At 67.4% G+C, this 13815-nt stretch carries 12 protein-coding genes and 1 pseudogene; 3 read left to right on the forward strand and 10 right to left on the reverse strand.

The genetic code is table 11. From position 1 onward, the window contains the following. Positions 1-96 precede the first annotated feature (96 nt). The gene (locus EFAMC2_RS05505; RefSeq protein WP_154027846.1) at positions 97-1101 is read right to left on the reverse strand and encodes a GGGtGRT protein; all 1005 of its coding nucleotides are present in this window, start codon (positions 1099-1101) and stop codon (positions 97-99) included. A gap of 17 nt (positions 1102-1118) precedes the next feature. Beyond that, the gene (locus EFAMC2_RS05510) at positions 1119-1853 is read right to left on the reverse strand and encodes an iron-sulfur cluster assembly scaffold protein (protein ID WP_154027847.1); all 735 of its coding nucleotides are present in this window, start codon (positions 1851-1853) and stop codon (positions 1119-1121) included. 524 nt (positions 1854-2377) lie between these two features. On the opposite strand from EFAMC2_RS05510, the gene EFAMC2_RS05515 reads away from it, so the two are divergent. Together EFAMC2_RS05515 and EFAMC2_RS05520 are read left to right on the forward strand one after the other, a co-directional pair. Continuing rightward, on the forward strand, positions 2378-3319 hold the full coding sequence (locus tag EFAMC2_RS05515) for an Mrp/NBP35 family ATP-binding protein (RefSeq protein ID WP_222838529.1): 942 nt from the start codon (positions 2378-2380) through the stop codon (positions 3317-3319). Next, entirely contained in the window at positions 3320-4678 is a 1359-nt protein-coding gene (locus EFAMC2_RS05520) for an NAD(P)/FAD-dependent oxidoreductase (protein ID WP_154027848.1), read from the forward strand. Between the two features lie 185 nt (positions 4679-4863). On the opposite strand, the gene EFAMC2_RS05525 is transcribed toward EFAMC2_RS05520, so the two are convergent. From EFAMC2_RS05525 to EFAMC2_RS05535, 3 genes are all read right to left on the reverse strand, one after another. Further along, complete coding sequence (locus EFAMC2_RS05525; protein ID WP_187325168.1) at positions 4864-5397, reverse strand: HdeD family acid-resistance protein; 534 nt, start codon at positions 5395-5397, stop codon at positions 4864-4866. Positions 5398-5531: 134 nt separating this feature from the next. After that, positions 5532-6098 (reverse strand): manganese efflux pump MntP family protein, encoded by a 567-nt coding sequence (locus EFAMC2_RS05530; protein WP_187325169.1) that lies wholly within the window; start codon positions 6096-6098, stop codon positions 5532-5534. Between the two features lie 520 nt (positions 6099-6618). After that, complete coding sequence (locus EFAMC2_RS05535; RefSeq protein WP_154027883.1) at positions 6619-7869, reverse strand: MFS transporter; 1251 nt, start codon at positions 7867-7869, stop codon at positions 6619-6621. A 312-nt stretch (positions 7870-8181) separates the two neighbouring features. On the opposite strand from EFAMC2_RS05535, the gene EFAMC2_RS05540 reads away from it, so the two are divergent. Further along, on the forward strand, positions 8182-9126 hold the full coding sequence (locus tag EFAMC2_RS05540; RefSeq protein ID WP_154027851.1) for a zinc dependent phospholipase C family protein: 945 nt from the start codon (positions 8182-8184) through the stop codon (positions 9124-9126). Positions 9127-9374: 248 nt separating this feature from the next. On the opposite strand, the gene EFAMC2_RS05545 is transcribed toward EFAMC2_RS05540, so the two are convergent. The 5 genes and pseudogenes from EFAMC2_RS05545 to EFAMC2_RS05560 all read right to left on the reverse strand — a co-directional run bounded on the left by EFAMC2_RS05545 (position 9375) and on the right by EFAMC2_RS05560 (position 13734). Next, the gene (locus tag EFAMC2_RS05545; RefSeq protein ID WP_154027852.1) at positions 9375-10331 is read right to left on the reverse strand and encodes a proline iminopeptidase-family hydrolase; all 957 of its coding nucleotides are present in this window, start codon (positions 10329-10331) and stop codon (positions 9375-9377) included. A 69-nt stretch (positions 10332-10400) separates the two neighbouring features. Beyond that, entirely contained in the window at positions 10401-11825 is a 1425-nt protein-coding gene (locus EFAMC2_RS10320) for a DNA recombination protein RmuC (RefSeq protein WP_154027884.1), read from the reverse strand. 180 nt (positions 11826-12005) lie between these two features. Continuing rightward, positions 12006-12152 (reverse strand): annotated as a pseudogene (locus tag EFAMC2_RS10325) (YARHG domain-containing protein); the annotation flags it as partial. A gap of 15 nt (positions 12153-12167) precedes the next feature. Next, the gene (locus tag EFAMC2_RS05555) at positions 12168-12464 is read right to left on the reverse strand and encodes a zinc ribbon domain-containing protein (protein ID WP_154027853.1); all 297 of its coding nucleotides are present in this window, start codon (positions 12462-12464) and stop codon (positions 12168-12170) included. Between the two features lie 229 nt (positions 12465-12693). Next, a complete protein-coding gene (locus tag EFAMC2_RS05560; RefSeq protein WP_154027854.1) occupies positions 12694-13734 on the reverse strand; it encodes a branched-chain amino acid aminotransferase in 1041 nt (346 codons plus the stop codon). Between the last annotated feature and the right edge of the window lie 81 nt (positions 13735-13815).

A 13815-nucleotide genomic window follows, 5' to 3' on the forward strand; every position in this document is an offset into this window, starting at 1 on the left:
GCGCCAACCCGAGCAGCCGCTGCAAGCCCGCGCAACAAAAAAAGCCGACCCGGGCAATCGCCCGAGCCGGCACAATCACAGTCAGCTGCTGCGTACCTACGCGTTCAGCGCGGCGTTCACGGCAACGGCGCAGGCCACGGTGGCACCGACCATGGGATTGTTGCCCATGCCGATGAGACCCATCATGTCCACGTGCGCAGGCACCGAGGAGGAGCCGGCGAACTGGGCGTCGGAGTGCATGCGACCCATGGTGTCGGTCATGCCGTAGGAGGCGGGGCCGGCAGCCATGTTGTCCGGGTGCAGCGTACGGCCGGTGCCGCCGCCGGAGGCCACGGAGAAGTACTTCTTGCCGGCGGCCAGGCGCTCCTTCTTGTAGGTGCCCGCAACCGGGTGCTGGAAGCGCGTGGGGTTCGTGGAGTTACCGGTGATGGAGATGTCCACGTTCTCGTGCCACATGATGGCAACACCCTCGCGGACGTCGTCGGCACCGTAGCAGTTGATCTCGGCGCGCGGGCCATTGGAGTACGGGATGGTCTCGACGACCTTGAGCTCGCCCGTGTAGTAGTCGAACTGCGTCTTCACGTAGGTGAAGCCGTTGATGCGGCTGATGATCTGGGCGGCGTCCTTGCCAAGGCCGTTCAGCACGACGCGGAGCGGCTTCTTGCGGGCCTTGTTGGCGTTGAGCGCGATGCCGATGGCGCCCTCGGCGGCAGCGAAGGACTCGTGGCCAGCGAGGAAGCAGAAGCACTCGGTGTCATCGCCGAGCAGCATGGCGCCCAGGTTGCCGTGACCAAGACCAACCTTGCGGTCCTCGGCAACGGAGCCCGGCACGCAGAACGCCTGCAGGCCCTCGCCGATGGCGGAAGCGGCCTCGGCGGCGGACTTCACGCCCTTCTCGATGGCGATGGCGCAGCCGAGCGTGTAGGCCCAGCCGGCGTTCTCGAAGGCGATGGACTGGACGCCGTGCACGATCTCGCGCGGGTTGACGCCCTTGTCCAGGCAGACCTTCTCGGCATCCTCGAGGGAGGAGATGCCGTACTGAGCGAGCACGCCGTTGATCTTGTCGATGCGGCGCTCGTAGCCCTCAAACGTAACAGTCATTGTCTAACCTCCCCCTTCTACTCGTTGACCGGGAACACGCTGGCGACGGAGTGGGTCTCCTTGTCGTCACGCGGGTCGATGTACTTGGCGGCGTTGTCCCACTGGCCGTAGTGGCCCATGGCGCCGGAGATGGCCTCCTCGGGGGTCTTGCCGGCCTTGACGGCGTCGGTGAACTTGCCGAGGTTCAGGAACTCGAACGCGATGATCTCGTTCTTGTCGTTGAGCGCCATGCGGGTGACGTAGCCCTGGGCGAGCTCGAGGTAACGGGCACCCTTGGCCTTGGTGCCGAACATGGTGCCAACCTGGGAGCGCAGGCCCTTGCCGAGGTCGTCGAGGGAGGCGCCCACGGGCAGGCCGCCCTCGGAGAACGCGGTCTGGGTGCGGCCGTAGACGATCTGCTTGAAGATCTCGCGCATGGCGACGTTGATGGCGTCGCAGACGAGGTCGGTGTTGAGCGCCTCGAGGATGGTCTTGCCGGGAAGGATCTCAGCGGCCATGGCGGCGGAGTGGGTCATGCCCGAGCAGCCGATGGTCTCGATGAGGCACTCCTCGATGACGCCCTCCTTGACGTTCAGCGTGAGCTTGCAGGCGCCCTGCTGGGGAGCGCACCAACCCACACCGTGCGTGAGACCGGAGATGTCGGAGATCTCCTTGGCCTGAACCCACTTGCCCTCCTCGGGGATGGGCGCGGGGCCGTGGTATGCGCCCTTGGCGACGGGGCACATGTTCTCCACTTCCTTCGAATACTGCATGCCTCTCCTTTCTGTTGCATGCGCCGCCGTGCTTTCCCCGGCACCGCGGCTAGCCATGTGCCACCCAGCCACCGGGCGGAAAGACCCGTCCCCCGCGCGGCTCGGCGGCATCCACAGACACACTGATAATACAGCGAACGGACGTGCATGGAACGGCAACTTGGTAATGGATTGTCATGTTTCTGCACGTAGATGGCGAGTTGTACAAGGTTCAAAGGTCAACTTTTTAGTTAACTGAGTCTAATTGTCGCACCGCAAAGGCCGACGGCGCGGTCCGCGAACGCCTTCGCCCAAGGCGCCCCCGTCAGAGGACGCACCTCCAACCGGCAGGGCGGCCCCACTCCACGCCCTCGCCCGGGGCGCCCCCGTCAGAGGACGCGCCCCCAACCGGCAGGGCGGCCCCACCCCGCGCCCTCGCCCAAGGAGCCCGCCCCGGGCGCCGCCGCCCCTTGTGGGTAGAATGGTCGAGACTCATACGGGACCCCGGCGCGCGCACGCCGGGGCAATCGAACAGGAGCACATCCATGGCACATGAGCAGGCAGGGCCGCAGGAGTTCGAGCTTGGCAAGAACTCCCGCGTGCACCACCTCATCAGCGTCATCTCGGGCAAGGGCGGCGTGGGCAAGTCCCTCGTCACGGGCATCCTCGCCACCGAGCTCGCCCGCGCCGGCAAGACCGTTGGCATCCTCGACGCGGACATCACGGGCCCGTCCATTCCTCGCATGTTTGGCATGGCCAAGGCGCACGCCACCGCCGCCGACGAGCAGCTCGTCCCCTGCGTCTCCAGCCGCGGCACCAAGGTCATGAGCGCCAACCTCGTGCTTGAGGACGAGACGCAGCCGGTGCTGTGGCGCGGACCCGTGCTGGGCGGCGCCATCCGCCAGTTCTGGGGCGACACCGCCTGGGGCGACATCGACTACATGCTCGTCGACATGCCTCCCGGAACGGGCGACGTGGCGCTCACCGTGTTCCAGAGCCTGCCCATCGAGGGCGTCGTCATCGTGACGAGCCCGCAGGACCTCGTGTCCATGATCGTGGGCAAGGCCGTGAACATGTGCGCCCAGATGCAGGTGCCGGTGCTGGGCCTCGTGGAGAACATGAGCTACGCCGTGTGCCCCAAGTGCGGCGAGCACCTGCACATCTTTGGCGAGAGCCACCTGGACGAGGTGGCGGCCGGCTACGGCCTGCCCGTCCTGGGACGCCTGCCCATCGACCCCAAGATCGCCGCCGCCTGCGACGCCGGCACCTTCGAGGACGACCTGCCGGAGAATCTCTTGCCCGACGCCGTGGCGCTCGCGCTCGACCTTCCCGAGCTCGAGGTCTCCGAACAGGCACCCAAGGGCCCCGAGCCCACGATGGCCGAGCGCGCCGCGGCCGCCGCGGCCGCCTACAAGGCCAAGAAGGCCCACGAGAAGGACGGCGGGGACGACGGCACCGTGGACATGACCCCGCGCGAGGTTCGCTAGGTGGCGGGCGGCCGCAGGAAGGCCACAGGCAAGGGCGGCGCCAAGGGAGGCTCCCGGGCACGCGAGCGCGAGCGCATGCTCGCGGACGCGGCGCACGCGGAGCTTCCCGCACGCGCGGACGTCTGCGTCATCGGCGGCGGCGCGGCGGGGCTCTGCGCCGCCATCGCCGCGCGCGAGGCCGGTGCCCGCGCCGTGGTGCTCGAGCGAGACCTCGCCTGCGGGCGCACGATTCTCGCAACCGGCAACGGCCGCTGCAACTTCTGCAACACGAGGCTCGAGGCGCGCAACTACAACCACCCCGAGCTCGCCGAGGCGGTCATGGGCGAGCCCGCGGCCGCGCTCGAGCAGGTGCTGGGCTTCTTCCGCGAGGGAGGCCTCGCCTGGGCGGAGGAGGACGGCAGGCTCTATCCCCGCAGCCGCCAGGCGGCGAGCGTGCGCAACGTCCTGCTCTCCCGCTGCTGGCGCGAGGGCGTGACCCTGGCTCCGGCGCGTGAGGTCCTGGGCGCTGTCCGCCGGCACGGCACGTGGTACGTCACCTATCGCGAGCGCTGGCACGAGGGGGCGCTCAGCATCGTGCCCGCGCAGGACGAGGAGGGGCACGCCACCGGGGCCATCCGCACGCTCCGGGCCCGGTCGCTCGTCATCGCGAGCGGAGGCGGCACCTCCGCGCTTGCCAAGGAGCTCGGCCTGCCGCTCGTGGCCGAGTCTCCCGTGCTCTGCGGCGTGGCAGCCCAGGGGCCCACGCCGCACCTGCTCGAGGCGATCGACGGTAGGCGCGCCCACTGCGTCGCCACCCTCACGCGCGCAGGGCGCGTGGTGCTGCGCGAGGCCGGCGAGGTGCTCTTTAGGCCCTATGGACTCTCCGGCATCGTGAGCTTCGACCTCTCCCGCGTGGCCAGGCGCGGTGACATGGTGGAGCTCGACCTTGTGCCCGAGGTGGACGCCTGGGAGGTCGACCACCTCGTCGCCAGCCGCCCCGGCGACACCGCCGCGCTGGACGGCATCCTCGACCCCGTCATCGCCGCCGAGCTGCTGCGCCTTGCCGGCGGTACGGGCTCCAGCGGCCTCGCCTGGCGCGTGGCGCCGCTCGCGAAGGGGCTTCCCTTCCGCGTGACGGGACTGGCAGACGAGGCGCACGCGCAGGTCACCCGCGGAGGCATCGACGTGGCGGCGCTCCACGCGCAGACGCTCGCGCTGCGCGGCGTAGGCGGAACTCGGCCAAGCGACTCGCCCACGGCGCACCCGCGCCTCTACGGCTGCGGCGAGGCGCTGGACATGGACGGTGCCTGCGGCGGCTTCAACCTCGCCTGGGCCTGGCTCTCGGGCCTCACCGCCGGCGAGGCGGCCGCCCGCGGGTAAAGGCAGGCGCGTGCGGCCCGCCCGACCGGCACGCTCGGCCCACTCGGCCGTCAGCCCGTGCGGCAGCCCGACCCGTCAGTACGCTCAACCGAAAGAAGGGGTCCTTGAACGCTCGTTCAAGGACCCCTTCTTTCGATCCGACCGCCACGGCCCGACCGCCACGGCCCGACCGCCACGGCCTCAGCCTACCGCATCTTCACGCCAGCGATGACCTCGGTGATGCCGTCGAAGATGAGCGCGAGGCCGGCAACCAGCATCACGAGCTCGGCCATCGCAAAGGGCGACGCCGCCACGCAGGCACCCGCCACCACGGTGAGGATGCCGAGCACCATGCGCCAGCCCGCCCCCGGAAGGCCCAGGCGCCTGATGGCCATGGCCTCGGCGATGTCGTTGACGCCCGTAATCAGGATGATGATGCCGATGACCACGTACACGATGGCAACGAAGGCGTCCGGCATCGTCACGAACAGGGCCCCGGGCACGAGCTCCACGAAGCCAACCACGAGGTCTGCCTGCCTAAGCTCGGCCGAGCGGTGGGCCCACGAGTTCAAAAGCGTTGCGGCGCCCGCGACCACGAGCGTCCAGCCCACGATCTGCACGATGAGCAGTGTGGCGCCGATGGGGCTCACGAACATTGCCACGCCCAGCACGAGCAGGGCGATGCCCATCAAGATCACGGCAACCTTCGTGCGCCGGAAGAGCTTCTCGAACAAATCCATAGGTTCCCCCTTACCGAATCGGGCTGCCGCGCATGGTGGCGCCCCGTTAAAGTCAGCTACAGTGATACCCACTCGCTTGAGAGTCTGACATGAGGAGGACGGGCTTGGCTCGCGCACCATCGGCGCGCGGCACCCTAGAACAGGGCGCTCACACCCACGAGCGTCAGCACGCAGCCTCCGGCGATGAGCGCGTAGTCGCCCAGCAGGTGGCCGTAGCGCTTGCCGAGGGTGATGCCCGCGACACAGATGAGCGCCGTCACGAGCGCGTTGCAGACGCCCACGAACACGATGTCCGCCTCCATGGCGCGCATGCTCACGCCGATGGCGAAGACGTCGATGGAGGTCACGAGCGACTGCAGCAGAATCGAGCGCTTGGCGAGCCGGCGCTCCGGCAGCTCGTCTTCGTGGCCGCTCTCGTCTGCCCTGAGTTCCGTGATGCCCTCGCGCACCATGCCGATGCCAATGAAGCCCAGCACGGCGAGGGTGACGATGCCGGCGTAAGCCTCGATGAAGTCACCCACGAAGCTACCGAGGAAGTAGCCAATAGCCGGAAGCACGCCCTGGAAAAGGGCGAACGACAGGGGCATCAGCAGAAGGCGCCGTGCGGGCTCCTTTGGGTGCAAAAACGTGTTCGAGATGGTCACCGCAAAGATATCCATGCTGGTGGCGACGCTGATGACGAGAATCTCCCATAGGGCCATGCGCATACTCCTCTCTGGGGGAGCATGCTGCCCGCGCGGCACCGGGCCCCTCGCAAGGGCGCGGCGCAAAGGCGGCCGAAGGTCATGACGCTCCCCCGACACCCCAAGGGGAAGCTCATGGCTCAGCTGCATAAGGCGGGACCCGACACCGCCCGCGTGGGCGATGGGCGGGACTGCCGGACAGGTGGCCGAGCAGGGAGCTCGGGCGGCGTGCTGCGCACGGGGCCGGCAGGCCAGCGGTGGGAGCGAAGCTCCGGAGAACGGCCGAAGGCGGTCGAGCCAATGGCGTCGCATTGCGGCGTCAATTTCTACTCACAGTGAGTAGTTTTGCAGATAAATACCCTCCCGTCGAGGGGTATTTTGATCGGACGCACGAAACGCGCACTAGCCGGCAGAGACCGCATCGCGCATCGCTACGCAAACTCAGCCGGAAAGGCGGCGAGAGGCCGCACCATGAGGCGCATGAGCATTCGGCCGTCTTGAGGCGCCGTGCCTCGCGCGCCATGTTGCCTCCGGATGACTACCCCCGCTCGCCCTTCGCGTCCGGCAGGGTAAGCAGCATGACGAGGCCAGCCACGAGCAGGATGCCAATGGAGAGCACGCCCAGGCTCGCGTCGCCCGTGAGCGCCGTGATGACGCTCACGAGGAAGGTGCCCATCACGCTCGCATAGCGCCCAAAGATGTCGAAGAAGCCGTAGTACTCGTTGCTGTGCTCCTTGGGCACCAAGCGGCCAAAGTAGCTGCGGGAAAGCGCTTGGATGCCACCCTGAAACAGGCCCACGAGGATGGCGAGGACCCAGAACTCGGCAGCCGTCTTGAGGAAGAAGGCCGCAAACAGCACGATGCCCACATAGGCCACCACGGCGGCGATGATCATGCGCAGGGTGCCGAACCTGCCCGCAAGCCTGCCGTAGGCGATGGCAGAGGGAAACGCCACGAACTGCGTCACGAGCAGGGCGAGGACGAGCTGCGTGGAGTCGATGCCCAGGGCAGCCCCATAGCTCGTGGCCATGGAGATGACGGTGTGGACGCCGTCGATGTAGAAGAAGAACGCGAGCATGTAGACGAACAGGACGCGGTCGCGCGCGATGCGCCCCGTGGTGGCCACGAGCCCGCGGAAGGTGTCGGCGGCGATGGTGGCGAGTGTCTCGCCCGGCTCGCGCTCCTTGCCAAAGCGCTGTCGGTAGGTCTTGAGCAGGGGCACCGTGAAGGCGAGCCACCACAGGCCCGTGATCACGAAGCTCAGGCGCGTGCAGAGCATGGTGTCGAGCCCCAGCTCGGGGCCGCCAAAGATGAGCGCCAGACACAGCAGGAACGGAATGGTGGAGCCCACGTAGCCCCAGGCATAGCCCGAGCTCGAGACGGCGTCCATGCGCTCGTCTGTGGTGACGTCGGTGAGCATGGCGTCGTAGAACGTCATCGAGGAGTTGAGGCCCACGGTGCAGAGCACGTAGATGACGAGGAACGGAAGGGCGCCCATGGGAAGCGCTTGGGCAAAGCACAGAACGAGGCCCGTGAGGAAGAAGCCGAGGAAGAACTTGACCTTGTTGCCCGCGTAGTCTGCAAGCGAGCCCAGGATGGGCATGAGCAGGGCAACCACGAGCGAGGCCACCGTCTGGGCGTTGGCCCAGGCCGTCACAAGCTCGGCGGCCGAGGCGCCAGTGTTGAGGGCGTTGAAGTAGATGGGGACGACGGAGGTCTGGAGCAGGACGAGCGCAGAGTTTCCCACGTCGTACATGACCCAATTGCGCTCGAGCTTCGTGTAGGTGATCTTATCCATCCGGCCTCTCCCGTCTGCAGGTCTGCGCGTCCGGGCCATCAAGGAGCACACCGAACGTAGCTATGGTAGCCGTATGTGGGGCCGCGAACGTAAGGCGACGGTAAATGGGCCCGACAGAGAACCACCCGTGAGTCACCCACCGCCCAGGTTGCCGCCTACTTTGACTCATTTTTCAAACAAGGCGTTACGCGCGAGCTAACCAGCACCGGCCATCGCGGGATGCAAGGCAATCTCGCAGAGTGGAATAATGGTTCAGGAAAAAGGCCAAGGCATCCTTGCCTCATCGGCACCGAAAGGACCACCATGCCCGCACTTATCACCCATCATCTCTTTGGCGAGCACTCCGCCAACCTCCTGCCTGCCGGCGTGATCAACGACGAGGAGGAGCTGCTGGCGTTTCTGCTCGGCAACCAGGGTCCCGACCCCTTCTTCTTCCGCTTTGCCGGCCTTCCCGCACATGTGGCTGCCTCCCAGCGCCTCGCCCACCGGATGCATGACGAGCGCATGACGGCGGCGTTCTCCGCGCTGCGCGACGGCGTGAGCCACCTACCCGCCCACGACGCCGGCATCGGACGCGCGTTTGCCCTGGGCATGCTCTCCCACTACGCGCTGGACCGCCACGCCCACCCCTTCATCTACGCGCAGGAATACGCACTCGTTGATGCGAACCCTCAGCTTGGCGATGCCGGCGGCGAGGTCCACGCCGTTATCGAGAGCGACATCGACACATGGATGCTCTGGTCGCTCCGCCGCGCCACCGTGCACGACTGCCCGCCTGCCGCCGAGCTCGCCCGTACCGAGCGCATCTGCCGCGTTGCCGGCGCGCTCATGAGCCAGGTTGCCTGGGCGGCGTTCTCGCTCGACGTTCCTGCCACCGAGTACGGTGACGCCGTGGCCAACATGGAGCTCGTTTACCGCCTCATCGAGCCCGCCGGATCGACCGGTGCGCGCCTCGTCGGAAGCCTCGAGCGCCTCGGCCGCGCCCACTCCCAGATCCAGGCCCTCTCCCACCGGGTGTCGACGAGCGACGAGTGCCCGGCCGCAAACCTCGAGCACGACGAGTGGGTGAGCCCCTTCACCGGCAAGAGGTCCACGAAGTCGTTCAAGGACCTCTTTGACGAGGCACTCGTAGGCTGGCCCCGCCTCGCCTCGGCCTTCACCCACGGCGGCGACGACCTTCGCCAGGCCATCGCCAGCCTCAACTACTCCGGCCAGCCCCTCGGCGAAGCAGAGAAACCCAGCGAGTAGACCGACCCCCGAAGGGAACAAATAAACCTCCCAGCCCTGTGTTTCAGGGCTGGGAGGTTTTTTGGTTAGCGCCAACAACAAGCAAGCCCCGCGACCTCGCATAGCCACACGGCGCGGACCGGCCATACGCCAAGCGAATCGGATTCGAAGATTGCCGAGCGTGCGTATAGCCAGGCCGTGCTGCGCGGCGGTCGTCGCCTGTTGCTGAGCGCGCGCATGGCCAGGCCGTGCCGCGCGGCAATCGTCGCCTACTCCTGGCGTTCGATAAACTCCTCCACCACCGCGTTATACGTCTCCGGGATCTCCAGGTGCACGCAGTGGGTACCAGGCAGCAGCGCCCACTCGGCACCGGGGATGCCGTCGGCAATCTGCTTGGCGATGAGCGGCGTGCACTCGTCTGCCGTGCCCGAGGTCACGAGGGTTGGGATGCAGATGTCCCCCAGCTGGTCCACCACGCTCCAACCGCTCAGGCAGCCGGTGACCACGAACTCGCTCATTCCCTGCATGGCGTGGTAGCACTCGTCGCCAACCGGGTCCGGGAAGGGCTTGCGGATGTTGACGGGCCGCTCCCCCTCCGGCACCAGCGCCACGTGGCGGCGGTAATACACCTCGCTTGCCGCCTTCACGTCCGGCGCGTCGTAGTTGCCGTCAACGTCGGCACGGGCGAGGGCTTCGTCCATCTCGCGCGGCAGGTAGTGGCGCAGGCGCACGGCCTCGGAAAGCCAGAGGTCCATGCTCGCCGGCGAGCTGGCGACCACCATCGAGGCCACGCCGCTCGGCCGATGCGTGGCGTACTGCATCTCCAGCATGCCGCCCCAGCTCTGGCCCAACAGGTGCACGTGCTCGAGACCCAGATAGCGCCGCAGCTCGTGCAGCTCCTCCTCGTAGAGGGCGGGCGTCCAGAGCTCGGGCAGGACAGGCGTCTGCGAGTAGCCGCAGGAGAGCTGGTCATAGTAGATGACCTGTCGCCCGTAGGCCTCCGCCAGCTGGTCGAGAGAGCGCAGGTACCAGTGCGTGTTGCCCGGGCCGCCGTGAATCGTGAGCAGGGGCAGGCGGCCGAGGTCGCTCTCCCCCGCGATGCGATACCACGTGCCATAGCCGCGGAAGGGCATGTAGCCCTCGCGAACCGGCAGGCCTCCCTCGGTGGTGTAGGAGCGTTCCTCGCCCAGCGCGAGCCCGTTGCCCGCAACGAATCCGTCTGCCATGTGTCCCCCTGTCGATTGTCCCGTAGAACTGCTCGTCCCCGATGCTAGTCCCTCGCAAGCCTACGCCACTCAGCGGAAGTGGGCCCCTCGAGAATCACTGGCGGGCCCGGCCTTCTCGTTGGACGTCGAACGAGTGGCGGAGCCCTCCCCGGCAACCGAGGGCGCGTCGGGGTTCGCGGCGCCCTCGCTGGCCAAGCCCTTGCCTGCAAGGTCCTCGCCAGCGGCCCCAACGGCAGGTGACACACCCGATTCCGTCGAGAGCCGACCCGCCTGCTCCCCCTCTGGCAGCGTGACGCTCGCGAGCGCGCGGTCCATGGCGCGGGCCCGGGTGCCCACGAGGCTGTCAATCGTGCGTGTGGCCGTGCCGAGTTGCTTCTGCGCGCGCAGCAGTAGCGTCTGGTAGCTCGCGAACTCCGTCTTGACCGCCGCAAGCGTGCGCTGGATCTCGTCTGCCCTGCGCTGGATGGCCACCGCCTGGAAACCCATCTCGAGGCTGTTCAGCAGGGCCGCCATGGTCGAGGGGCCCGCCACGCTCACGCGACTCTCGCGCTGCAGGCGCTCAAGCAGGCCCGGGCGGTTGGCAACCTCCGCATAGAGCCCCTCAAAGGGCAGGAAGAGCACGCCAAAGGCGGTGGTTGCCGGAGGCGCCACGTACTTGTCGTGAATGTCCTTGGCCTCCGTGCGCAGACGCGTCTCGAGCACCTTCCAGGCCACCTCGACCGCCGCGGCGTCGCCCGCCTCCTGGGCGGCACGCAGATGCTCGTAGGAATCGCCGGGGAACTTGGCATCGATGGGAAGCCAGACCGTCTGGCCATCTTCCCCCGGAATGCGCACCGCATACTCCACGCGCTCCGAGCTCCCTGGCACCGTGGCCACGTTCTCGGCAAACTGCGCCGGTGCGAGGACCTCGCGCAGGATGGCACCCAGCTGCACCTCGCCCACGATACCGCGGGTCTTCACGTTGGAGAGCACGCGCTTGAGGTCGCCCACACCCTGCGCCAGGCCCTGCATCTCGCCCAGGCCGCGGTCCACCTGCTGGAGCCGGGCGTCGACGCGTGCGAACGACTGCGAGAGCCGCTCGTTGAGCGTGTGCTCGAGCTTCTCGTCAACCGTGGCGCGCATGGCCTCGAGCGCCTGGGCATTCTCCGCACGGAGCCGCTCGATGCTCTGGGCGTTCTCCATGCGAACGCGCTCGAGGCTCTGGGCGTTGTCCGCCCGCACGGTCTCGAGCCCACGAGCCGTCTCCGCGCGGAGCTGGGCCATCTGGTCTGCCAGGCGAGAGAGCCCGTCGCCCGCCTGCGAGAGCTCAACGCGCTGAAGCTCGCGGCTCTGCGCGAACTGACGCTCGAGCATCGCGGAGAGCTCCGGTGCCTGGGCGGCCGGACGGCCGGCACCCTCGGCCGCGCGTGACAGCCGCACAAGAGCCAACGCCGCAACCACAAGTGCGGCAACGAGCAGGACGATGAGTATGGCGAGCAGCACCTCGGTGGGCATGGGGCCTCCAAACGTACGACCAGGTCCCACCCATCCTAGCGTGCCTTCCGGACAGAAAGCCCGCGCGCCCTCACCCGTGCGTGCGATGGTCCTGGTAGTTCGCGAGGCAGGACGCAAACTCGGGCGAGGTGTCGGAATTGCCTGAGCGCCAGGCTTTGTGGTCGATGAGTCGGCAGAGTAGAGCTCGTGGTACCAGGACTTGCTCTGGAAGTACTCGCGGAGCGACTCGTCCTTGAAGCCGAGGCCATGGCGCGCGTAAATCTCGTTGTGGGCGATGAGCAGCTGCCCGTCTGAGAGGCCCGAGACCTCGCTCATGGCGTAGAGGCGCGTGTCCGAGTTTGGCTACGCGAGATAGCCAGGCTGCGCGCCCCCACGCTGGGAGCCCCTCACGGAAGCCGTGGGCACGAAGCCTTGGGACACCGCGGTTGCCTCAGGGCCCACGACCGTCGTCTCGTCAGAGGCCCCGCGGGGCTCCTTGGCATCGGCCACTCCCCCGAGCGACCTCAGCGCCTCGTCGACGCCATCGCCCTCGGGAATCGACGCCCCAGAAGGGGCATCCTTGGCCTCGGCACCGCACTTGCTGCAGAACCGGGCCCCGTCATCGAGCCTCGCCCCGCACTGCGCACAAAACCTCGCCATACCCACTCCTCCCGTCAAGCGTCTCGCCGATTATACGAGCAGCGGCGGACACCCCGCGAGCATCCCCACAAGCACGCTAACGCCCAGCAACAACGTAGCGGCCCCGGAGCCGAGCTGCTAAGAGAACATTCCGCAGGCGCCAAATCACTCGCTTTGCGCAAGTGCCTGTCGCCGAGGGCGTTCTCGTGCAGCTCGGCCCCGGGGCCGCCTCACGAGCGTGGAAAGCTGGTTAGCACACCTTGAAGACCCAGTCGTGCTTGTCCTCGAGGTCGGCGGACTGAATACCCACGAGCGTCTCGCGGAGCTTCTTCATGACCGGACCGCACTCCTCGTGGCCCTCGGGGAACTCGACGACGAGCTCGTTGTTGTGAATCTCGCCAACCGGGGAGATGACGGCAGCGGTGCCGCACAGACCGCACTCGACGAACTCGCCCTCAGCGACCTCGTTCCAGGTGACGGGACGCTGGTCGACCTTCATGCCGAGGTCCTCGGCAACCTGCACGAGCGAACGACGGGTGATGGAGGGCAGGATGGAATCCGTGTGGGACTGCGGAACGACGAGCGTGCCGTCCTTGGCGACGAACAGGACGTTGGCGCCGCCGGTCTCCTCGACGTAGGTACGGGACTGGGAGTCGAGGTAGAGGTTCTCGGCATAGCCGTTGCGGTGGGCCTCCATGGTCGGCTTCAGGCTCATGGCGTAGTTCAGGCCGGCCTTGATGTTGCCGGTGCCGTGGGGCGCGGCACGGTCATACTTAGAGACGCAGAGCTTGATGGGCTTGAGGCCACCCTTGAAGTACGGGCCCACCGGCGTGACGAGGATGCGGAACTGGTACTCGGGAGCCGGGGCGACGCCGATGACGTTGCCGGAGCCGATCATGAGCGGGCGCACGTAGAGCGTGGCGCCGGAGCCGAAGGGCGGCACCCAGGCGGCGTTGGCCTCAACGACCTGCTTGACGGCCGCGACGAACTTCTCCTTCGGGAAGGGCGGCATCTCGAGGCGCTGGGCGGAATCGTACATACGAGCGGCGTTCATATCCGGACGGAAGCAGACGATGTCGCCGTCCTTGGTGGTGTAGGCCTTGAGGCCCTCGAAGACCTCCTGGCAGTAGTGGAAGATGCCGGCGCACTCGGAGAGGGTGATGGTGTGATCGGTCGTCAGGCCGCCCTCGTCCCACTCGCCGTCCTTCCAGTTGCAGACGTAGCTGTAGTCGGTGGGCTGGTAGTCAAACGTGAGGTTGCCCCAGTCCAGATCCTTCTTCTCCACTGCCATTCGAAACTCCTAACGAACGTTCCCTGTTCCGTCGCAGCTCGCGGACTGCGGCCTTGCGGGCTTGTGCCCTCCCCTTTGGCA

The sequence above is a fragment of the Olsenella uli genome, assembly GCF_901212655.1.
Taxonomy (GTDB): domain Bacteria; phylum Actinomycetota; class Coriobacteriia; order Coriobacteriales; family Atopobiaceae; genus Parolsenella; species Parolsenella uli_A.

What these genes read in the sequence shown, in the direction of transcription:
- EFAMC2_RS05505 (WP_154027846.1), bottom strand. Translation starts at nt 1,101, where the DNA reads ATGACTGTTACGTTTGAGGGCTACGAGCGCCGCATCGACAAGATCAAC.
- EFAMC2_RS05510 (WP_154027847.1), bottom strand. Translation starts at nt 1,853, where the DNA reads ATGCAGTATTCGAAGGAAGTGGAGAACATGTGCCCCGTCGCCAAGGGC.
- EFAMC2_RS05515 (WP_222838529.1), top strand. Translation starts at nt 2,378, where the DNA reads ATGGCACATGAGCAGGCAGGGCCGCAGGAGTTCGAGCTTGGCAAGAAC.
- EFAMC2_RS05525 (WP_187325168.1), bottom strand. Translation starts at nt 5,397, where the DNA reads ATGGATTTGTTCGAGAAGCTCTTCCGGCGCACGAAGGTTGCCGTGATC.
- EFAMC2_RS05530 (WP_187325169.1), bottom strand. Translation starts at nt 6,098, where the DNA reads ATGGCCCTATGGGAGATTCTCGTCATCAGCGTCGCCACCAGCATGGAT.
- EFAMC2_RS05540 (WP_154027851.1), top strand. Translation starts at nt 8,182, where the DNA reads ATGCCCGCACTTATCACCCATCATCTCTTTGGCGAGCACTCCGCCAAC.
- EFAMC2_RS05545 (WP_154027852.1), bottom strand. Translation starts at nt 10,331, where the DNA reads ATGGCAGACGGATTCGTTGCGGGCAACGGGCTCGCGCTGGGCGAGGAA.
- EFAMC2_RS10320 (WP_154027884.1), bottom strand. Translation starts at nt 11,825, where the DNA reads ATGCCCACCGAGGTGCTGCTCGCCATACTCATCGTCCTGCTCGTTGCC.
- EFAMC2_RS05555 (WP_154027853.1), bottom strand. Translation starts at nt 12,464, where the DNA reads ATGGCGAGGTTTTGTGCGCAGTGCGGGGCGAGGCTCGATGACGGGGCC.
- EFAMC2_RS05560 (WP_154027854.1), bottom strand. Translation starts at nt 13,734, where the DNA reads ATGGCAGTGGAGAAGAAGGATCTGGACTGGGGCAACCTCACGTTTGAC.